Source organism: Streptomyces sp. NPDC000345 (assembly GCF_042898825.1).
GTDB lineage: Bacteria > Actinomycetota > Actinomycetes > Streptomycetales > Streptomycetaceae > Streptomyces.
This window is the reverse complement of record NZ_JBIAZE010000008.1, coordinates 392,185-412,857: the sequence shown is the minus strand read 5'-3', so window position 1 is coordinate 412,857 and position 20,673 is coordinate 392,185. Positions and strand designations below refer to the sequence as shown.

Annotated in this window: 16 protein-coding genes; 15 read left to right on the top strand and 1 reads right to left on the bottom strand. The window is 71.0% G+C overall.

Annotated features, from left to right (window positions below; all coding sequences use genetic code 11):
• The first annotated feature begins 2 nt into the window (after positions 1-2).
• The 13 genes from ACFY30_RS21915 to ACFY30_RS21855 all read left to right on the top strand — a co-directional run bounded on the left by ACFY30_RS21915 (position 3) and on the right by ACFY30_RS21855 (position 14,468).
• Positions 3-1,658, top strand: a complete 1,656-nt coding sequence (locus ACFY30_RS21915) for a UDP-N-acetylmuramoyl-L-alanyl-D-glutamate--2,6-diaminopimelate ligase (protein WP_390846832.1) — start codon at positions 3-5, stop codon at positions 1,656-1,658.
• A 4-nt stretch (positions 1,659-1,662) separates the two neighbouring features.
• The gene (gene murF, locus ACFY30_RS21910; protein ID WP_390846831.1) at positions 1,663-3,093 is read left to right on the top strand and encodes a UDP-N-acetylmuramoyl-tripeptide--D-alanyl-D-alanine ligase; all 1,431 of its coding nucleotides are present in this window, start codon (positions 1,663-1,665) and stop codon (positions 3,091-3,093) included.
• Positions 3,090-4,163, top strand: coding sequence for a phospho-N-acetylmuramoyl-pentapeptide-transferase (mraY, locus tag ACFY30_RS21905; protein WP_390655843.1), 1,074 nt, complete (start codon positions 3,090-3,092; stop codon positions 4,161-4,163). Before murF ends, mraY begins: the two co-directional genes overlap by 4 nt.
• Positions 4,145-5,575, top strand: a complete 1,431-nt coding sequence (gene murD, locus ACFY30_RS21900) for a UDP-N-acetylmuramoyl-L-alanine--D-glutamate ligase (protein ID WP_390846830.1) — start codon at positions 4,145-4,147, stop codon at positions 5,573-5,575. Before mraY ends, murD begins: the two co-directional genes overlap by 19 nt.
• A 168-nt stretch (positions 5,576-5,743) precedes the next feature.
• Positions 5,744-7,108, top strand: a complete 1,365-nt coding sequence (gene ftsW, locus ACFY30_RS21895; protein WP_390846829.1) for a putative lipid II flippase FtsW — start codon at positions 5,744-5,746, stop codon at positions 7,106-7,108.
• 6 nt (positions 7,109-7,114) lie between these two features.
• On the top strand, positions 7,115-8,212 hold the full coding sequence (gene murG / locus ACFY30_RS21890) for an undecaprenyldiphospho-muramoylpentapeptide beta-N-acetylglucosaminyltransferase (RefSeq protein WP_390655846.1): 1,098 nt from the start codon (positions 7,115-7,117) through the stop codon (positions 8,210-8,212).
• Positions 8,213-8,334: 122 nt separating this feature from the next.
• The gene (locus tag ACFY30_RS21885; RefSeq protein WP_390846828.1) at positions 8,335-9,138 is read left to right on the top strand and encodes a cell division protein FtsQ/DivIB; all 804 of its coding nucleotides are present in this window, start codon (positions 8,335-8,337) and stop codon (positions 9,136-9,138) included.
• 278 nt (positions 9,139-9,416) lie between these two features.
• Complete coding sequence (gene ftsZ / locus ACFY30_RS21880; RefSeq protein ID WP_390846827.1) at positions 9,417-10,613, top strand: cell division protein FtsZ; 1,197 nt, start codon at positions 9,417-9,419, stop codon at positions 10,611-10,613.
• On the top strand, positions 10,610-11,338 hold the full coding sequence (gene pgeF, locus ACFY30_RS21875; protein WP_390846826.1) for a peptidoglycan editing factor PgeF: 729 nt from the start codon (positions 10,610-10,612) through the stop codon (positions 11,336-11,338). Before ftsZ ends, pgeF begins: the two co-directional genes overlap by 4 nt.
• A 5-nt stretch (positions 11,339-11,343) precedes the next feature.
• Entirely contained in the window at positions 11,344-12,063 is a 720-nt protein-coding gene (locus tag ACFY30_RS21870; protein ID WP_390846825.1) for a YggS family pyridoxal phosphate-dependent enzyme, read from the top strand.
• 128 nt (positions 12,064-12,191) lie between these two features.
• The gene (locus tag ACFY30_RS21865; protein ID WP_390655850.1) at positions 12,192-12,833 is read left to right on the top strand and encodes a cell division protein SepF; all 642 of its coding nucleotides are present in this window, start codon (positions 12,192-12,194) and stop codon (positions 12,831-12,833) included.
• Between the two features lie 83 nt (positions 12,834-12,916).
• Positions 12,917-13,201 carry a YggT family protein gene (locus ACFY30_RS21860; protein WP_055633825.1) on the top strand — a complete coding sequence of 95 codons (285 nt, stop codon included), beginning with the start codon at positions 12,917-12,919 and terminating at the stop codon, positions 13,199-13,201.
• A 52-nt stretch (positions 13,202-13,253) separates the two neighbouring features.
• Complete coding sequence (locus ACFY30_RS21855) at positions 13,254-14,468, top strand: DivIVA domain-containing protein (RefSeq protein ID WP_390846824.1); 1,215 nt, start codon at positions 13,254-13,256, stop codon at positions 14,466-14,468.
• A gap of 163 nt (positions 14,469-14,631) precedes the next feature.
• Here ACFY30_RS21855 and ileS read toward each other — a convergent pair whose 3' ends face one another.
• Positions 14,632-17,775, bottom strand: coding sequence for an isoleucine--tRNA ligase (ileS, locus tag ACFY30_RS21850; RefSeq protein ID WP_390846823.1), 3,144 nt, complete (start codon positions 17,773-17,775; stop codon positions 14,632-14,634).
• A gap of 612 nt (positions 17,776-18,387) precedes the next feature.
• Between ileS and ACFY30_RS21845 the strand changes: the two genes are divergently transcribed.
• Entirely contained in the window at positions 18,388-19,935 is a 1,548-nt protein-coding gene (locus tag ACFY30_RS21845; RefSeq protein ID WP_390846822.1) for a TraR/DksA C4-type zinc finger protein, read from the top strand.
• Positions 19,936-20,002: 67 nt separating this feature from the next.
• Positions 20,003-20,611, top strand: coding sequence for a signal peptidase II (lspA, locus tag ACFY30_RS21840; protein WP_390655854.1), 609 nt, complete (start codon positions 20,003-20,005; stop codon positions 20,609-20,611).
• Positions 20,612-20,673: the final 62 nt, after the last annotated feature.

The following is a 20,673-nucleotide window of genomic DNA, read 5'->3' as shown; positions in this document are numbered from 1 at the left end:
CCGTGACCATGATCACTCCCGACCCCGGGAACCAGGCCTCGCCCGCCTCCTCGCTTCGCCCGCAGGCGGGTGAGCCCGGTACGCTCACCGCCGTGCCACACGCTGATCAGTCCCAAACCACCCAGAAGGGCGCTTCCGTGACATATCCGGGACCGCCCAGGCCGGCCCAGGTCTCCGCCACACCCCTCGCGGAGCTTGCAGGCCAGCTGGGTGCCGCCGCCGTGGAGAGCGCCGCTGCCGTCACGGGCATCACCCACGACTCGCGCGCCGTCCGGCCCGGCGACCTGTACGCCGCCCTGCCCGGCGCCCGGCTGCACGGCGCCGACTTCGTCACCCAGGCCGCCGGCCTCGGCGCCGTCGCCGTGCTGACCGACCCGGCCGGCGCCGAGCGCGCCGCCGCGACCGGCCTGCCGGTCCTGGTCGTCGACGACCCGCGCGGACGGATGGGCGAGCTGGCGGCCACGATCTACGGCCGTCCGGGCCGGGACCTGCTCCAGATCGGCATCACCGGCACCTCCGGCAAGACCACCACCGCCTACCTGGTCGAGGGCGGTCTGAAGACCACCCGCGCCACCGGCCTCATCGGAACCGTCGAGATGCGCATCGGCGAGGAGCGCATCAAGTCCGAGCGCACCACGCCCGAGGCCACCGATCTGCAGGCGCTGTTCGCCGTGATGCGCGAGCGCGGCGTCGAGGCGGTCGCCATGGAGGTCTCCAGCCACGCGCTGGTCCTCGGCCGGGTCGACGGCTGCGTCTTCGACATCGCCGTCTTCAACAACCTCAGCCCGGAGCACATGGAGTTCCACTCCGGCATGGAGGACTACTTCCAGGCCAAGGCGCGGCTGTTCACCCGGAAACGCAGCAAACTCGGGGTGGTCAACCTCGACGACGAGTACGGCCGCCGGCTGGTCCGGGAGGCCGAGGTCCCGGTCGTCACCTTCTCCGCCGAGGGCCACCCCGACGCCGACTGGCGCGCGGCCGACGTCCACATCGGCCCGCTGGACTCGACGTTCACCGTCCTCGGCCCCGACGGCGTGCGGATCGCCGCCAAGTCGCCGCTGCCCGGCCCGTTCAACGTGGCCAACACCCTCGCCGCGATCGTCGCCCTCGCCGTCGCGGGACTCGACCCGCAGACCGCCGCCGACGGCGTGGCCGCCGTGCCCGGCGTGCCGGGCCGCCTTGAGCGCGTGGACGCCGGCCAGCCCTACCTCGCGGTCGTCGACTACGCCCACAAGACGGACGCCGTCGAGTCGGTCCTCAGGGCGCTGCGCAAGGTCACCAAGGGCCGGCTGCACGTGGTCCTCGGCTGCGGCGGCGACCGGGACCGCACCAAGCGCGCGCCGATGGGCGCCGCCGTCGCCCGGCTCGCCGACACCGCCGTACTGACCTCCGACAACCCCCGCTCCGAGGACCCCCTCGCGATCCTCGCGACGATGCTCGAAGGCGCCGCGTCCGTGCCCTCGCACGAGCGCGGCGAGGTGGTCCTGTTCGAGGACCGGGCCGCCGCCATCGCCGCGGCCGTCGCCCGCGCGCACGCCGGTGACACCGTGCTGGTCGCGGGCAAGGGCCATGAGCAGGGCCAGGACATCGCCGGAGTGGTCCGTCCGTTCGACGACCGCCAGGTGCTTCGCGAAGCTATCCAGCAGACCCAGGGATGAACTTGTGATCGCCCTCTCCCTCGCCGAGATCGCAGCAGTCGTCGGCGGGCAGACGTACGACATACCGGATCCGTCCGCGCAGGTGACCGGACCGGTCGTCCGGGACTCCCGCGAGGCGGTGCCCGGCAGCCTCTTCGTCGCCTTCGCCGGCGAACGCGTGGACGGCCACGACTTCGCGGCCGCGGTCGTCGAGGCGGGCGCGGTGGCCGTACTGGCCTCGCGCCCCGTCGGCGTGCCCGCGATCGTCGTGGACGACGTCCAGGCCGCCCTCGGCGCCCTCGCCCGGCACGTCGTGCGCAAGCTCGGCACGACGCTCGTCGCGCTCACCGGCTCGGCGGGCAAGACCAGCACCAAGGACCTCATCGCCCAGGTGCTCCGGCGCAAGGCGCCGACCGTCTTCACGCCCGGCTCCCTCAACAACGAGATCGGGCTGCCGCTGACCGCCCTGTCCGCCACCGAGGAAACCCGCTTCCTGGTACTGGAGATGGGCGCCCGCGGCATCGGACACATCCGCTACCTCGCCGGTCTGACGCCCCCGAGGATCGGCCTCGTGCTGAACGTCGGCTCCGCCCACATCGGCGAGTTCGGCGGCCGTGAACAGATCGCACAGGCAAAGGGCGAGTTGGTGGAGGCCCTCCCCGCGGCGAGCGAGGGCGGCATCGCGATCCTCAACGCCGACGACCCGTTGGTCCGGGCCATGGCCTCCCGTACGAAGGCGAAGGTGGTCCTTTTCGGAGAGTCCGGCGAAGCGGACGTACGGGCCGAGAACGTACGACTCACGGACAGCGGACAGCCCTCCTTCAGTCTTCACACACCCTCCGGGTGCAGTGATGTGACCATGCGCCTGTACGGTGAGCACCACGTGTCGAACGCGCTCGCCGCGGCCGCCGTCGCCCATGAGCTGGGCATGTCCGTCACTGAGATCGCCACCGCGCTCTCCGAGGCGGGCTCCCTCTCCCGCTGGCGGATGGAGGTCACCGAGCGCCCGGACGGCGTGACGATCGTCAACGACGCCTACAACGCGAACCCCGAGTCCATGCGGGCGGCGCTGCGCGCGCTGGCCGCCATGGGTGGAGCCCCACGGGCGAAGGGGGGCCGGACCTGGGCGGTGCTCGGCAAGATGGCCGAGCTCGGGGACGAGGCGCTCGCCGAGCACGACGCGGTCGGGCGGCTCGCCGTCCGGCTCAACGTCAGCAAGCTCGTCGCGGTCGGGGGCAGGGAAGCCGCCTGGCTGCAACTGGGCGCATATAACGAGGGTTCGTGGGGTGAGGAGTCGGTGCACGTGTCCGACGCACAGGCGGCGGTCGACCTGTTGCGCAGCGAGCTGCGCCCGGGGGACGTCGTACTCGTGAAGGCGTCCCGTTCGGTCGGCCTCGAGAGCGTCGCCCAGGCGCTGCTCGCGACCGGTGCCGAGGGTGAGGTTTCCGCCCGATGATGAAGCAGATCCTGTTCGCGGGTGTCATTGGCCTCTTTCTGACGCTGATCGGCACTCCGTTGCTGATCAAGCTGCTGGCGCGCAAGGGCTACGGCCAGTACATCCGCGACGACGGCCCGCGCGAGCACGCCAGCAAGCGCGGTACGCCGACCATGGGCGGTATCGCGTTCATCCTGGCGACGATCGCGGCGTACTTCCTGTCGAAGGTCATCACGGGCAAGCCGCCGACCTACTCGGGCCTGCTGGTGCTCGGCCTGATGTTCGGCATGGGCCTGGTCGGCTTCCTGGACGACTACATCAAGATCGTCAAGCGGCGGTCGCTGGGTCTGCGGGCCAAGGCGAAGATGGCCGGCCAGCTGCTCGGCGGTATCGCCTTCGCGGTGCTCTCGCTGCAGTTCGCGGACGCCCGCGGCAACACGCCGGCCTCCACGAAGCTGTCGTTCATCACGGACTTCGGCTGGACGATCGGCCCCGTGCTGTTCGTCGTCTGGGCGCTGTTCATGATCCTCGCGATGTCGAACGGCGTGAACCTGACCGACGGTCTGGACGGCCTCGCCACCGGTGCCTCGGTTCTCGTCTTCGGCGCCTACACGTTCATCGGCGTCTGGCAGTACCAGGAGTCCTGCGCCAACGGCGAGACCCTGACCAACCCCGGCGCCTGTTACGAGGTGCGCGACCCGCTGGACCTCGCGGTCGTCTCCGCCGCGCTGATGGGTTCCTGCCTCGGCTTCCTGTGGTGGAACACCTCGCCGGCCAAGATCTTCATGGGCGACACCGGTTCGCTGGCGCTCGGCGGTGTGCTCGCGGGTCTCGCGATCTGCTCCCGCACCGAGCTGCTGCTCGCCATCCTGGGCGGTCTGTTCGTCCTCATCACCATGTCGGTGGTCATCCAGGTCGGCTCGTTCCGGCTGACCGGGAAGCGCGTCTTCCGTATGGCGCCACTCCAGCACCACTTCGAACTCAAGGGCTGGTCGGAAGTCCTTGTCGTGGTCCGATTCTGGATCATTCAGGGCATCTGTGTGATCGTCGGACTGGGTCTCTTCTACGCGGGATGGGCAGCAGACAAGTGACCGATGGGCAGGGGCTCTCCTGGGAGGGCAAGCACGTCACCGTCGCCGGGCTCGGCGTCTCCGGCATCCCGGCGGCCAAGGTGCTGCACGGGCTCGGCGCGCGGGTCACCGTCGTCAACGACGGCGACGACGCACGCGCGCGTGAGCAGGCCGCCGAGCTGGAGGCACTGGGCGTCACCGTGCGCCTCGGTGACGGGGCCACCCTGCCCGAAGGCACCGAACTCGTCGTCACCGCACCGGGCTGGAAGCCGGACAAGCCGCTCTTCGCGGCGGCCGCCGAAGCCGGCGTGCCGGTCTGGGGCGACGTCGAACTCGCCTGGCGGCTGCGCGGCCCCGACGCGGCCCCCTGGCTGTGTGTCACCGGCACCAACGGCAAGACGACCACCACACAGATGCTGGCGTCCATCCTGAAGGCGGCCGGCCTGCGCACGGCGGCCGTCGGCAACATCGGCGTCTCGCTGCTGGACGCCGTCCTCGGGGACGAGGAGTACGACGTCCTGGCCGTGGAGCTGTCGAGCTACCAGCTGCACTGGGCGCCCTCGCTGCGCGCCCACTCGGCCGTCGTCCTCAACCTCGCCCCCGACCACCTCGACTGGCACGGCTCCATGGAGGCGTACGCCAAGGACAAGGGCCGTGTCTACGAGGGCAACCGGGTCGCGTGCGTCTACAACGTCGCCGACAAGGCCACCGAGGACCTGGTGCGCGAGGCGGACGTCGAGGAGGGCTGCCGGGCCGTCGGCTTCACCCTCGGCACCCCGGGGCCGTCCCAACTGGGCGTCGTGGACGGCATCCTGGTCGACCGCGCCTTCGTCGAGAACCGGCAGAAGAACGCCCAGGAGCTCGCCGAGGTCTCCGACGTCGACCCGCCCGCCCCGCACAACGTCGCCAACGCCCTTGCCGCGGCGGGCCTCGCCCGCGCCTTCGGCGTGCCTGCCCAGGCCGTACGGGACGGCCTGCGGGCCTTCACCCCGGACGCCCACCGCATCGCCCACGTGGCCGACGTGGACGGCGTCACGTACATCGACGACTCCAAGGCCACCAACACCCACGCGGCGGAAGCCTCGTTGGCGGCGTACGAGTCGATCGTGTGGATCGCGGGCGGGCTCGCCAAGGGCGCGACCTTCGACGAACTGGTCGCCAAGTCGGCAAAGCGACTGCGCGGAGTGGTCCTCATCGGCGCCGACCGCGCCCTGATCCGGGAAGCCCTCGCGCGACACGCCCCCGAGGTACCCGTCGTCGACCTCGACCGGACCGACACTGGGGCGATGCTCGCGGCTGTCCAGGAGGCCCGGCGCCTCGCGCGCGCGGGAGACACGGTGCTGCTCGCCCCGGCCTGCGCCTCCATGGACATGTTCGTCAACTACAACCAGCGCGGGGACGCGTTCGCTCAGGCGGTGCGCGACCTCGCCTGACGGCGGGCCTTGGCCGTGACGGTTGCTCCAGGACCATGGGAGGACGCGTGACTGTGTCGTTCGGCTGCGGGTCGTGGGGGGCTGGTCGCGCCCACGCGGCACAGCCGCGTATGTCATCGCCCCGCGCCCCGGGGGAGTCGCGGTCGCGCCGGTCGCACGGGAGCCGTCGTGCCCACTAGCCGTACCGGCCGTCCGCCGGTTCAGCGTGCCGTCCGCAGACCCCCCGCCGCCCGCCCCCCGCGCGACAACCCCGTCCTGCGGCTCTACACGCGCGCGCGCAAGGCCTGGGACCGGCCGCTGACCGCGTACTACGTGATCCTCGGCGGCAGCCTGCTGATCACCGTGCTCGGTCTGGTGATGGTGTACTCCGCCTCGCAGATCACCGCGCTGCAGATGTCGCTGCCGGGCTCGTTCTTCTTCCGCAAGCAGTTCCTGGCCGCCTCCATCGGCGCCGTGCTGCTGCTCGTCGCCTCCCGGATGCCGGTCAAGCTGCACCGGGCGCTGGCCTATCCGATCCTCGCCGGAGCCGTCTTCATGATGGCCCTGGTGCAGGTGCCCGGGATAGGGATGGCGGTCAACGGCAACCAGAACTGGATCTCGCTCGGCGGCTCCTTCCAGATCCAGCCCAGCGAGTTCGGCAAGCTCGCCCTGGTGCTGTGGGGCGCCGACCTGCTGGCCCGCAAGCAGGACAAGAAGCTGCTCACGCAGTGGAAGCACATGCTGGTGCCCCTCGTGCCGGTGGCCTTCATGCTGCTCGGGCTGATCATGCTCGGCGGCGACATGGGCACCGCGATCATCCTCACGGCGATCCTGTTCGGACTGCTGTGGCTCGCGGGGGCGCCCACCCGGCTGTTCGTCGGGGTGCTCTCGGTCGCCGCCGCGATCGGCATCGTCCTGATCAGAACGAGCCCGAACCGGATGGCCCGGCTGGCCTGCATCGGCGCCACCGAACCCAAGTCGGGGGCCGCGGACTGCTGGCAGGCCGTGCACGGGATCTACGCCCTCGCGTCCGGCGGGATCTTCGGCTCAGGACTGGGGGCGAGTGTGGAGAAATGGGGACAACTCCCTGAAGCCCACACCGACTTCATCTTCGCCGTCACCGGTGAGGAACTGGGCCTCGCGGGGACGCTGTCGGTGCTCGCCCTGTTCGCGGCTCTAGGCTATGCGGGTATCCGCGTGGCCGGACGCACGGAGGACCCCTTCGTCAGGTATGCCGCGGGAGGTGTGACCACCTGGATCACCGCTCAGGCGGTGATCAACATCGGTGCGGTGCTCGGCCTGCTGCCGATCGCCGGCGTCCCCCTCCCGCTGTTCTCCTACGGGGGATCCGCCCTGCTGCCGACCATGTTCGCGATCGGGCTGCTGATCGCCTTCGCACGCGACGACCCCGCTGCGCGGACGGCGCTTGCGATGCGGCACCCCCGCTTTGGTAGAAAGCGGGGGGCTGGGGGTCCCCAGCCCGACCGGGGACCTCGGAGATGGAACACGATGCGACGGCGTGCCTCGGCGGCGCGTTCGTCCGGAGAGCGGTGAATTTCGGTGCATGTCGTACTCGCTGGTGGGGGGACCGCCGGCCACATCGAGCCCGCGCTCGCCCTCGCGGACGCCCTGCGCAGGCAGGACCCCACCGTGGGGATCACGGCCCTGGGCACCGAGCGCGGACTGGAGACCACGCTCGTTCCGCAGCGGGGCTACGAGCTCGCGCTGATCCCGGCCGTACCGCTGCCGCGCAAGCCCACCCCCGAGCTGATCACCGTCCCGGGCCGGCTGCGCGGCACGATCAAGGCCGCCGAGCAGATCCTGGAGCGCACCAAGGCCGACGCCGTCGTCGGGTTCGGCGGCTACGTCGCCCTGCCCGGCTACCTCGCCGCCAAGCGCCTGGGCGTGCCGATCGTGGTCCACGAGGCCAACGCCCGCCCGGGCCTGGCCAACAAGATCGGCTCCCGGTACGCCGCCCGGGTCGCCGTCTCCACGCCCGACAGCAAGCTGCGGGACGCCCGCTACATCGGCATCCCGCTGCGCCGCTCCATCGCCACCCTGGACCGCGCCGCGGCCCGCCCCGAGGCCCGGCACATGTTCGGCCTCGACCCCAACCTGCCGACGCTGCTCGTCTCCGGCGGCTCGCAGGGTGCCCGCCGGCTCAACGAGGTGGTCCAGCAGGTCGCGCCCTGGCTGCAGCAGGCCGGCATCCAGATCCTGCACGCGGTCGGCCCGAAGAACGAACTGCCGCACGTCCAGCAGATGCCGGGAATGCCCCCGTACATCCCGGTACCGTATCTGGACCGGATGGACCTCGCGTACGCCGCGGCCGACATGATGCTCTGCCGCGCGGGCGCGATGACCGTCGCCGAACTCTCCGCCGTCGGACTGCCGGCCGCGTATGTGCCGCTGCCCATCGGCAACGGCGAACAGCGGCTGAACGCCCAGCCGGTGGTCAAGGCCGGCGGCGGACTCCTCGTCGACGACGCGGAACTGACCCCCGAGTGGGTGCGGGAGAACGTCCTGCCGGTGCTCGCCGATCCGCACCGGCTGTACGAGATGTCCCGCGCCGCCGGTGAGTTCGGCCGCCGGGACGCCGACGACCTGCTCGTGGGCATGGTGTACGAGGCGATCGCCGCCCATCGTGCCCACCGCTAGGGCCTGTCGTCCGGATCGGGCCGGCGGTGCGGTGCGTGCCAGGCCCCCGCGACGCCGGGACGATCCCGGACGGCGGGGCCTGAGCACGGCAGGCAGAGCTATGTGAGCGAAGGGCAGGGAGCGTGGCCGGATCCGCCACCGCCGAGCGCGGTGCACGCCAGGAGGAGTCGTCCGGCCCGCCCCTCGTCCGCAGGCTGGGCCCCCGTCGGCTTCGTGTGATCATCATCCTCGCGCTCGCCGTGGTCCTCCTCGGCGGGGGCGCGGTGTGGGTGCTGTACGGCTCTCCGTGGACGCGTGTCGAGCGCGTCCCGGTGTCCGGCACGGACGTGCTGACGCCCGCCCAGGTGCGCGAGGCGGCCGCGGTGCCGGTCGGTTCGCCGCTGATCTCCGTCGACACGGGGGCGATCGAGGCCCGTCTGCGGGCGAAGCTGCCCCGCGTCGACGAGGTGGACGTGGTGCGTTCCTGGCCCCATGGAATCGGCCTGAAAGTGACCGAGCGCAAGCCCGTTCTGCTTATCCGAAAAGGGTCGAACTTCGTGGAAGTGGACGATGAAGGCGTCCGTTTCGCCACGATTCCCGAAGCGCTGAAGAACGTACCGCTCCTCGAAATGGCCGTCTCCGCGTCGGGTTCGGGGGGGTCGGGTGCCGCGAGTCTGCGCCGCTTCGGTGAGCACCGGCTGGTGCGCGAGGCGGTGAGGGTCGCCGGGGACATGCCGGACGCCGTCGCCCGGCGGACCCGCGCGCTCAAGGTCCGTTCCTACGACGACATCTCGCTGGAGCTGACCGACGGCCGCACGGTCGCCTGGGGGAGCGCCGAGAAGGGCGCCCTGAAGGCCAGTACCCTCAGTGCTCTCATGAAAGCCTCCCCGGCCGCACGGCACTTCGACGTCAGCGCGCCCACGGCCCCTGCGTCATCGGGCAGTTGACGCACATCCGCGCAGGCCAGCACCCTGGTTGGGCAGCGACACGGCTGATCACATAGGGTGAAAAGAAAAACGGGAGGTTCGGCGTGTTCGTTGAACGGGCGCCACTTGTCGACTTAGTGTCCTGTTCAGAAGACTCCAAGGAACAGACACACTGGTAACCCTAAACTTCAGCGTTAGGGTTCGGGTCGGCGAAACGGACCGTCCCATTCGGCATCAGTCGTCGGATTCGCACCACCTGCGAGGCGGCGACACGTAACTCGAGGCGAGAGGCCTTCGACGTGGCAGCACCGCAGAACTACCTCGCAGTCATCAAAGTCATCGGTGTCGGCGGCGGTGGTGTCAATGCCATCAACCGGATGATCGAGGTCGGTCTCAAGGGCGTCGAGTTCATCGCCATCAACACCGACGCGCAGGCGCTGTTGATGAGCGACGCCGACGTCAAACTCGACGTCGGCCGCGAACTCACCCGCGGACTCGGCGCCGGCGCCAACCCGGCCGTCGGCCGCAAGGCGGCCGAGGACCACCGCGAGGAGATCGAGGAGGTCCTCAAGGGGGCCGACATGGTCTTCGTGACGGCCGGTGAAGGCGGCGGCACCGGCACCGGCGGGGCGCCCGTCGTGGCCAACATCGCCCGGTCCCTGGGCGCCCTCACCATCGGCGTGGTCACCCGCCCGTTCACCTTCGAGGGACGGCGCCGGGCCAACCAGGCCGAGGACGGCATCGCGGAACTCCGCGAAGAGGTCGACACCCTCATCGTCATCCCCAACGACCGCCTGCTGTCCATCTCGGACCGCCAGGTCTCGGTCCTGGACGCCTTCAAGTCGGCCGACCAGGTCCTGCTCTCGGGTGTCCAGGGCATCACCGACCTCATCACCACCCCCGGCCTGATCAACCTCGACTTCGCCGACGTCAAGTCGGTCATGTCCGAGGCCGGCTCGGCCCTCATGGGCATCGGCTCGGCCCGCGGCGACGACCGCGCGGTGGCCGCCGCCGAGATGGCGATCTCCTCGCCGCTCCTGGAGGCCTCCATCGACGGCGCCCGCGGCGTCCTGCTCTCCATCTCCGGCGGCTCCGACCTCGGCCTGTTCGAGATCAACGAGGCCGCCCAGCTGGTCAGCGAGGCGGCCCACCCCGAGGCCAACATCATCTTCGGCGCGGTCATCGACGACGCGCTCGGCGACGAGGTCCGGGTCACGGTCATCGCGGCCGGCTTCGACGGCGGCCAGCCGCCGGCCCGCCGGGACAACGTCCTCGGCTCGTCCACGGCCTCCCCCCGCCGCGAGGAGCCCACTCCGGTACGGCAGCCGGAGAGCCGCCCGTCCTTCGGCTCGCTCGGCAGCGTCACGCCGAAGGAGGAGCCGGAGCCGGCGCCCGAGCCGGTGGCCGACCTCCCGGTCGCCCCGCCGGTGCCGCCGTCGCGGACCTACTCGGACAGCGCGGCCGAGGAGCTGGACGTGCCGGACTTCCTGAAGTGATAGGACAGCGCGAGAGCGTGAGCGGCGCGCACTTCGCCTTCACCGACCGGGGGGGCGGGGTGAGCGCCGCTCCGTATGAGGAGCTCAACCTCGGCGGCGCGGTCGGCGACGACCCCGGCGCCGTACGCACCAACCGGGAACTGGCCGCCAAGGCTCTGGGGCTGGACCCTGGAGACGTGGTCTGGATGAACCAGGTGCACGGCGCCGACGTGACGGTCGTCGACGGGCCCTGGGGGGACGAGCCGGTGCCCGCGGTCGACGCGGTCGTCACCGTGCGGCGCGGGCTCGCGCTCGCCGTCCTCACCGCCGACTGCACACCCGTACTGCTCGCCGACCCGGTCGCCGGGGTCGCCGCCGCGGCCCACGCGGGCCGGCCCGGCATGGTCGCCGGGATCGTCCCCGCCGCCGTACGGGCCATGGTGGAACTCGGCGCTGAGCCGTCCCGGATCCTCGCCCGCACCGGACCCGCCGTCTGCGGCCGGTGCTACGAGGTGCCGGAGGCGATGCGCGCGCAGGTGGCCGCCGTCGAGCCGGGGGCGCACGCCGAGACGAGCTGGGGCACGCCGGCGGTCGACGTGACCGCCGGGGTGCACGCGCAGCTCGCGCGGCTCGGGGTGCGCGACCGGGAGCAGTCGCCGGTGTGCACGCGGGAGTCGCAGGACCACTTCTCGTACCGCCGCGACCGCGCCACGGGGCGACTCGCGGGATATGTCTGGCTGGACTGATGGACATGACGGACCGTAAGGACGAACTCGCCGGAAATCTGGCGAAGGTGGAGGAGCGCATCGCACGCGCGTGCGCGGCCGCCGGGCGCAAGCGGGAGGAAGTGACCCTGATCGTGGTCACCAAGACCTACCCGGCGAGCGACGTGCGGATCCTGTCGCAGCTCGGCGTGCGCCATGTCGCCGAGAACAAGGACCAGGACGCCGCACCCAAGGCCGCGACTTGCTCGGACCTGTCGCTTTCATGGCACTTTGTCGGCCAGTTGCAGACCAACAAGGTGCGCTCTGTGGTCGGTTACGCGGACTTCGTGCAGTCCGTCGACCGGGCCCGGCTGGTGACCGCGCTGTCGAAGGAGGCGGTGCGCGCCGGGCGGGAGGTCGGGTGCCTCGTCCAGGTGGCGCTCGACGCGGGTGACTCGGCGCGCGGGGACCGGGGCGGCGTGGCGCCCGGCGGGATCCGGGAGTTGGCCGATCTGGTGGCCGGCTCGCCGGGGCTGCGGCTGGACGGACTGATGACCGTCGCACCTCTGACCGGGGAGTACGCGGGGCGTCAACGGGCGGCGTTCGAGCGGTTGATGGATTTGTCGACTGACCTGCGCCGAGCCCATCCGGCTGCGAACATGGTCTCCGCAGGGATGAGTGCGGACCTCGAGGAGGCCGTGGCGGCCGGGGCGACACATGTGCGCGTCGGCACTGCGGTACTCGGAGTCCGCCCCAGGCTCGGGTAACGTCGCCAGGAAGTCGGACCACAGCAGAAAATATGGTCATTACCGCCGGTAGGCGGGCACAAGGGCCACGTGGATCGCGGGACTTGGCAGTCGAAAGCCGATCCACCACAGAGCGGAGGACTCAGAGCATGGCCGGCGCGATGCGCAAGATGGCGGTCTACCTCGGCCTCGTGGAGGACGATGGGTACGACGGCCGGGGCTTCGACCCCGATGACGACTTCGAACCCGAGCTCGACCCGGAACCCGAGCGGGATCACCGGCGTCACGAACAGTCCCACCAGTCGCACGGATCACACCAGTCCCCGAGGGACGAAGAGGTGCGTATCGTGCAGCCGCCCGCGCCGCGCGAGCCGGTGGCCAGATCCACTTCGCTCGCCGCGGAATCCGGGCGCCCGGCGCGTATCGCGCCCGTGGCATCCATCACACAAGAACGTCAGTCCCTGGAGAAGAACGCACCGGTGATCATGCCCAAGGTCGTGTCGGAACGAGAGCCGTACCGGATCACCACGCTTCACCCCCGGACCTACAACGAGGCCCGTACCATCGGGGAACACTTCCGTGAGGGCACCCCGGTGATCATGAATCTGACTGAGATGGATGACACAGACGCGAAGCGACTTGTCGACTTTGCGGCCGGTTTGGTGTTTGGTCTTCACGGCAGCATCGAGCGGGTGACGCAGAAGGTGTTCCTGTTGTCGCCTGCTAACGTCGATGTCACGGCGGAGGACAAGGCCCGCATCGCAGAGGGCGGGTTCTTCAACCAGAGCTGAGACGCAAGACCGGAAAAAGCAGTACAAAGAAGTACAACGCAGTACAGAGCGGCACGGAAACAGGGGAGAGGGAAGCACCGAACATGGGCGTGGTCCTGGATGTCGTCTACATCGCGCTGATGGTGTTCCTCATCGTGCTGATCTTCCGGTTGGTCATGGACTACGTCTTCCAGTTCGCCCGCTCATGGCAACCCGGCAAGGCGATGGTGGTCGTTCTGGAGGCCACCTACACTGTCACCGATCCACCGCTCAAGCTTCTGCGGCGGGTAATCCCGCCGTTGCGTCTCGGGGGCGTGGCGCTCGACCTGTCCTTCTTCGTACTGATGATCATCGTCTACATCCTGATCTCGATCGTGAGCCGGCTGTGAGCGATGTGAACTACCGTCTTGCCGATGCCGACGACTACGTTGAGGTGAAGAGATGCCGTTGACCCCCGAGGACGTGCGGAACAAGCAGTTCACGACCGTCCGCCTCCGAGAAGGCTATGACGAGGACGAGGTCGATGCCTTCCTCGATGAGGTCGAAGCCGAACTGACGCGCCTGCTCCGCGAGAACGAGGACCTGCGCGCCAAACTGGCCGCGGCCACGCGTGCTGCTGCCCAGAACCAGCAGAACATGCGCAAGCCCCCGGAGCCGCAGGACCAGCAGGGCGGCATGCCCCAGCAGGGCGGTATGCCGCAGGGCGGTATGCCCCAGCAGGGCGGCATGCAGCAGGGCGGTATGCCTCAGCAGGGGATGCCGCAGCAGGGCATGCGAGGTCCCGGCGCTCCGGTGCCCGCCGGCATATCGGGCCCGCCGCAGCAGCAGATGGGTGGCCCCATGGGTGGCCCGCCCCAGCTGCCGAGCGGTGCCCCGCAGCTGCCCGCCGGTCCCGGCGGTCAGGGTGGTCCGCAGGGTCCCGGCCCGATGGGCCAGGGTCCGATGGGCCAGGGCCCCATGGGTGGCCCGATGGGCGGTCAGCCCCCGATGCAGCAGCAGATGGGTGGCCCGATGGGCGGCCCCATGGGCGGTCCGATGGGCGGCCCCGGTCAGGGCCCCGGTGGCGACAGCGCCGCCCGTGTCCTCTCGCTGGCCCAGCAGACCGCCGACCAGGCGATCGCCGAGGCCCGCTCCGAGGCGAACAAGATCGTCGGTGAGGCCCGCAGCCGCGCCGAGGGTCTGGAGCGTGACGCCCGTGCCAAGGCCGACGCCCTGGAGCGGGACGCGCAGGAGAAGCACCGCGTCGCGATGGGCTCCCTGGAGTCCGCCCGCGCCACGCTGGAGCGCAAGGTCGAGGACCTGCGCGGCTTCGAGCGCGAGTACCGTACGCGCCTGAAGTCGTACCTCGAGTCCCAGCTGCGTCAGCTGGAGACCCAGGCCGACGACTCCCTCGCCCCGCCGCGTACCCCGGCCACGGCTTCTCTGCCGCCGTCCCCGGCGCCTTCCATGGCACCGGCCGGCGCCAGCGCTCCGTCCTACGGTGGTAACCAGGGCATGGGCGGCCCGGGCCCGGCCGCGCCGTCGTACGGCGGGCAGCAGCAGATGTCCCCGGCCATGACTCAGCCGATGGCGCCGGTTCGTCCGCAGGGTCCCTCCCCGATGGGCCAGGCTCCCTCGCCGATGCGTGGCTTCCTCATCGACGAGGACGACAACTGACGGCCAGTAGTACGCCTTAGGCGTCGGCAGCGTTCAAAGGGCGGGCCCCGGATTCCGATCCGGGGTCCCGCCCTTTTTACGCGTGTTGACGAGGGTGACGGTGCGCCCGCCCGAGCGCCGAAGGGCCCGGTCCCCCGCGGGGGACCGGGCCCTTCGTACGTCCTTACGCCTTGCGCAGGCGGAACGTCAGGGTCAGGCCCTCGTCGGTGAACGGCGTGCCGTAGGTGTCGTCCGCCTCGCCCTGGGCGAAGTCCGTGGCGAGGACCTCGTCGGCGATCAGGCCGGCATGGCCGGTCAGGGCGTCGACGGTGGCCGGGTCGGTCGCGGTCCAGCGGAGCGCGATGCGGTCGGCGACGTCGAGGCCGCTGTTCTTGCGGGCCTCCTGGATCAGCCGGATCGCGTCACGGGCCAGGCCCGCGCGGCGCAGCTCCTCGGTGATCTCCAGGTCGAGGGCGACCGTGGCGCCGGAGTCGGAGGCGACCGACCAGCCCTCGCGCGGGGTCTCCGTGATGATGACCTCGTCGGCGGCGAGGCTGATGGTCTCGCCGTCGACCTCCACCGACGCCGTGCCCTCGCGCAGGGCGAGGGAGAGCGCGGCCGCGTCGGTGTTCGCGACGGCCTTCGCCACGTCCTGGACGCGCTTGCCGAACCGCTTGCCCAGGGCGCGGAAGTTGGCCTTGGCGGTGGTGTCGACCAGGCTGCCGCCCACCTCCGACAGGGACGCGAGCGACTCGACGTTGAGCTCCTCCGTGATCTGCGTGTGCAGCTCGGGGGAGAGGGCGTCGAAGCCGGCGGCCGCCACGAGGGCGCGGCTCAGCGGCTGGCGGGTCTTCACGCCCGACTCCGCGCGCGTGGCGCGGCCCAGCTCCACCAGCCGGCGGACCAGGACCATCTGCTTCGACAGCTCCGGGTCGATCGCGGAGAGGTCCGCCTCCGGCCAGGGCGACAGGTGCACCGACTCCGGGGCGCCCGGGGTGACCGGCACGACGAGGTCCTGCCAGACCCGCTCGGTGATGAACGGGGTCAGCGGGGCCATCAGCTTGGTGACGGTCTCCACGACCTCGTGGAGGGTGCGCAGCGCGGCCTTGTCGCCCTGCCAGAAGCGGCGGCGGGAGCGGCGCACGTACCAGTTGGACAGGTCGTCGACGAACGCCGAGAGCAGCTTGCCGGCGCGCTGGGTGTCGTACGCCTCCAGGGCCTGCGTCACCTGGTCGGTGAGCGCGTGGAGCTCGGAGAGCAGCCAGCGGTCCAGGAGCGGGCGGTCGGCGGGGGCCGGGTCGGCCTCGCTGGGCGCCCACTGGGACGTACGGGCGTACAGCGCCTGGAAGGCGACGGTGTTCCAGTACGTGAGGAGCGTCTTGCGGACGACCTCCTGGATCGTGCCGTGGCCCACCCGGCGGGCCGCCCACGGGGAGCCGCCGGCCGCCATGAACCAGCGGACCGCGTCGGCGCCGTGCTGGTCCATCAGCGGGATCGGCTGCAGGATGTTGCCCAGGTGCTTGGACATCTTGCGGCCGTCCTCGGCGAGGATGTGGCCCAGGCAGACGACGTTCTCGTACGACGACTTGTCGAAGACGAGCGTGCCCACCGCCATCAGCGTGTAGAACCAGCCGCGGGTCTGGTCGATGGCCTCGGAGATGAACTGCGCCGGGTAGCGGGACTCGAACAGGTCCTTGTTCTTGTACGGGTAGCCCCACTGCGCGAACGGCATCGAACCCGAGTCGTACCAGGCGTCGATGACCTCGGGCACGCGCGTGGCCGTCCTGCCGCAGCCGTCGTGGCGGCAGGTGAAGGTGACCTCGTCGATGTACGGGCGGTGCGGGTCCAGCTCCGACTGGTCGGTGCCGGTCAGGTCGGTCAGCTCCGCGCGGGAGCCGACCACGGTGAGGTGGTCCTCCTCGCAGCGCCAGATCGGCAGCGGGGTGCCCCAGTAGCGGCTGCGGGACAGGGCCCAGTCGATGTTGTTGTTCAGCCAGTCGCCGAAGCGGCCGTGCTTGACCGTGTCCGGGAACCAGTTGGTGTTCTCGTTCTCCTGGAGGAGCCGGTCCTTGATCGCCGTGGTGCGGATGTACCAGGACGGCTGCGCGTAGTAGAGGAGCGCGGTGTGGCAGCGCCAGCAGTGCGGGTAGCTGTGCTCGTACGGGATGTGCCGGAAGAGGAGGCCGCGCTGCTGGAGGTCCTCGGTGAGCTGTTCGTCCGCCTTCTTGAAGAAGACGCCGCCCACCAGCGGGACGGACTCCTCGAAGGTGCCGTCGGGGCGGACCGGGTTGACCACGGGCAGGCCGTAGGCGCGGCAGACCTTGAGGTCGTCCTCACCGAAGGCGGGGGACTGGTGGACCAGACCCGTACCGTCCTCGGTGGTGACGTACTCGGCGTTGACCACGTAGTGCGTCGTGACGTCGGCCGGGAACTCGACCAGCTCGAAAGGACGTTGATAGGACCAGCGCTCCATTTCGGCGCCGGTGAAGGTCTGGCCGGTGGTCTCCCAGCCCTCGCCGAGCGCCTTGGCCACGAGGGGCTCGGCGACGACGAGCTTCTCCTCGCCGTCGGTCGCGACCACGTAGGTGACGTCGGGGTGCGCGGCCACGGCCGTGTTGGAGACCAGGGTCCACGGGGTCGTCGTCCAGACGAGCAGCGCGGCTTCGCCGGCGAGCGGACCGGAGGTGAGCGGGAAACGGACGTACACGGACGGGTCGACGACCGTCTCGTAGCCCTGCGCCAGCTCGTGGTCGGAGAGGCCGGTGCCGCAGCGGGGGCACCAGGGGGCGACACGGTGGTCCTGGACCAGCAGACCCTTGTTGAAGATCTCCTTGAGCGACCACCAGACCGACTCGACGTACTCCGGGTCCATGGTCCGGTAGGCGTCGTCGAGGTCGACCCAGTAGCCCATGCGGGTCGTCAGCTCGGCGAAGGCGTCGGTGTGCCGGGTCACGGACTCGCGGCACTTGGCGTTGAACTCGGCGATGCCGTACGCCTCGATGTCCTGCTTGCCGGAGAAGCCGAGCTCCTTCTCCACCGCCAGCTCCACGGGGAGGCCGTGGCAGTCCCAGCCGGCCTTGCGGGCCACGTGGTAGCCGCGCATGGTGCGGAAGCGGGGGAAGACGTCCTTGAAGACGCGCGCCTCGATGTGGTGGGCGCCCGGCATGCCGTTGGCGGTGGGCGGGCCCTCGTAGAACACCCACTCGGGGCGGCCCTCGGACTGCTCCAGGCTCTTGGCAAAGATCTTCTGCTCGCGCCAGAAGTCGAGCACGGCGTGCTCGAGGGCGGGCAGGTCGACCTGGGCGGGCACCTGGCGGTACTGCGTCATCGATCTTCCTCCGGCGGACGTACTGCCTTCCGTCGGAGGGACGAGAGCCTTGTTGCCTGTCTACGCCGTGTGCGGCGCGCTCCCGCGGTACCACCCTCCTTGGCCCTCCGGCGCACCCTGCGCTCCGGTGAGCCCCCTCATTGGGGTCGCGATGCCGGTTCTACTCGCCTGTGCCGTACGGCCCGGGCTTTCTTCCGGCGGCTCCGGGGTGATCTTCACGTCGCGCTCGCCCCCGGGCTTCCACCGTCCCCGGGTCGCTCTGGGCTGCGTACGCCGCTACTCGTCCCCATCCACGCTTTTCGCTCCGCCCAGTGTACGGCGCCGCACCGACCGCGGCCGACCGCTTTACGCCGCCCCCGGGCGGGCGGTGGGACCCGGGGTGGGGCGACCCGAATGGAGGCCTGTTCACAGGGTACGCGTGTTCGGATTCCAGGGCGGTCGGCTCGGCGGATTACCCGGCGGGGAGCTGGGCACAACGCAGGCAGGCCGGCCGCGTGGTGTGCGCGAGGCGGGCGATCCGGGCGGTGTGCCCCGTTGCCGCGGCCTTCAAGTCGATTTATCGTCCCAGCACGATTCGCGTGCAAGATCACAATATGTGAAGGGGCCGCGGCCATGGTGGCGAAGAAGACCGCCGTACAGCCGTCCGGCAGGTCCACGAAGGCCTCCGACGGCGCGGCCAAGGACGTCGGCGGGAAGAAGAGCACGCTGGCGGAGGACGCCGGCCGTGCCGCCAGGACGGTGAAGACCGTGCGGGCGGCGGAGGCGGGCGGGGCGGCGGCCCGCGGGACCGCGGCCGGCAGGAAGACGGCCGCGAGGAGGACGAGCGCCAGGACGGCCGCCGCAACGGGTGGCGGGACGGGCGCCAAGACGCGCGCCCCCAGGAAGACCGCTGCCGAGAAGGCGGCGGTGAAGGAGAGGGCCGCACTGGACACAGACCTCGCGAAGGCCGCCGCCGAGGCGGCCGTCGCCCCGGAACCGGCGGCCAGGAAGACGGCGGCCGAGCGGGCGGGTGCCCGCAAGCCCGCCGCGAAGAAGACCGCCCGCAAGGAGATTGCGGGCAAGCCCGCCACGGGCAAGGGGACCGCGGGCAAGCCCGCCACGGGCAAGGGGACCGCGGGCAAGCCCGCCACGGGCAAGGAGACCGCGGGCAAGCCGAGTGGGGGCGAGCCGACTGCCGGCAAGCCGACCGCCGGTGAGAAGTCCTCCGGGGCGCGGGCCGCCGGCGGGAAGTCCTCCGGGGCGCGGGCCGCCGGCGGGAAGTCCTCCGGGGCGCGGGCCGCCGGTGAGAAGGCCGCCGGGGCGCGGGTCGCCCGTGAAGAGGCCGCCGGTGCGAAGCCCGCCCGGAAGAGCGCGGTGCGTAAGGAGACCGCCGGGAGGAAGACCGCGGGGAAGAAGGCTCTCGGGGAGCAGGCCGCAGCCGTGAAGGGGGCTGTGGAGGAGGTGGCCGTCGAGGAGGCGGTCGCGCCGACGGCGGCGGCGAAGAAGGCGGCTGCCGGGAAGACAGCCGCTCCCAGGACGGCCGGCAGGAAGGCGGCCGGCGGGAGGACGGCCGGCAGGAAGGCGGCAGTCGCCGGCAAGGCCGCGGACGCCGGGGGCGTGGGCGCGGCGGGCGCGGGAAGGAAGAGCACGGCCAAGAAGGTGGGCGCGGCCTCGGCCGCGGAGCAGACGGGAGCCACGACAGTGGTTGCGAAGAAGACTCCTGGCACGGCCACGGCGGCTGCGAAGAGCGCCGTTCCCAAGGCACGCCTCGCCGCGGTGGAACCGGGCGAACTCGCGGTGCGCCCCGGTGAGGAACCCTGGACCCCGGAGGAGGTCGAGGGGGCCCGCGACGAACTGCAGTCGGAGATGGAACGGCTGCGGGCGGAGCTCGCCTCGTCGGAGACGGCCCTGGCGGGGCTGATGCGGGACTCGGGTGACGGCGCCGGCGACGACCAGGCGGACACCGGCACCAAGAACATCACGCGCGAGCACGAACTGGCGCTGGCCGCCAACGCGCGCGAGATGCTGATCCAGACCGAGCACGCCCTGGAGCGGCTGGACGCCGGTACGTACGGCCTGTGCGAGAACTGCGGCGAACCCATCGGAAAGGCCCGGATGCAGGCCTTCCCCCGGGCCACCCTCTGTGTCGAGTGCAAGCAGAAGCAGGAGCGCCGGTACTGATCGCGTGCGGGCGCGGGGGCGTGTCGTACCCTCGTCCTCAGTCAGGTACCTAGGTCGAGGGACTCACGTGGCAGAGGCGGAGCGCATCATCGGTACGCCGGATACCCCAGAGGCGGCGGGGGCCGAGCCGGAGCAGTCGCCCGGCCCGGACCTCCCGGACGGGCAGGAGAGCACCGAGGCGCGGCCCAGGGGCAGGCGCCGTATCGCCGTGCTCTTCGCCGTCGCCGCGTTCGCCTACGCCCTCGACCTGATCAGCAAGATGATCGTGGTCGCCAAGCTGGAGCACCACGCGCCGATCGAGATCATCGGGGACTGGCTGAAGTTCGAGGCCATCCGCAACGCGGGCGCGGCCTTCGGCTTCGGCGAGGCCTTCACGGTCATCTTCACGGTGATCGCGGCGGCGGTGATCGTGGTGATCGCGCGGCTGGCCCGCAAGCTCTACAGCCTGCCCTGGGCGATCGCCCTGGGGCTGCTGCTGGGCGGTGCGCTGGGCAACCTCACCGACCGGATCTTCCGCTCGCCGGGTGTCTTCGAGGGCGCGGTCGTCGACTTCATCGCGCCGAAGCACTTCGCGGTCTTCAACCTCGCCGACTCGGCGATCGTGTGCGGCGGCATCCTGATCGTGCTGCTGTCCTTCAAGGGACTCGACCCGGACGGGACCGTCCACAGGGACTGAGCCCGCCCCGGGGCCGCCCCTCGGTTTGTCCACAGGCCCGTACGGGCGGGTCGGAGGCTTCC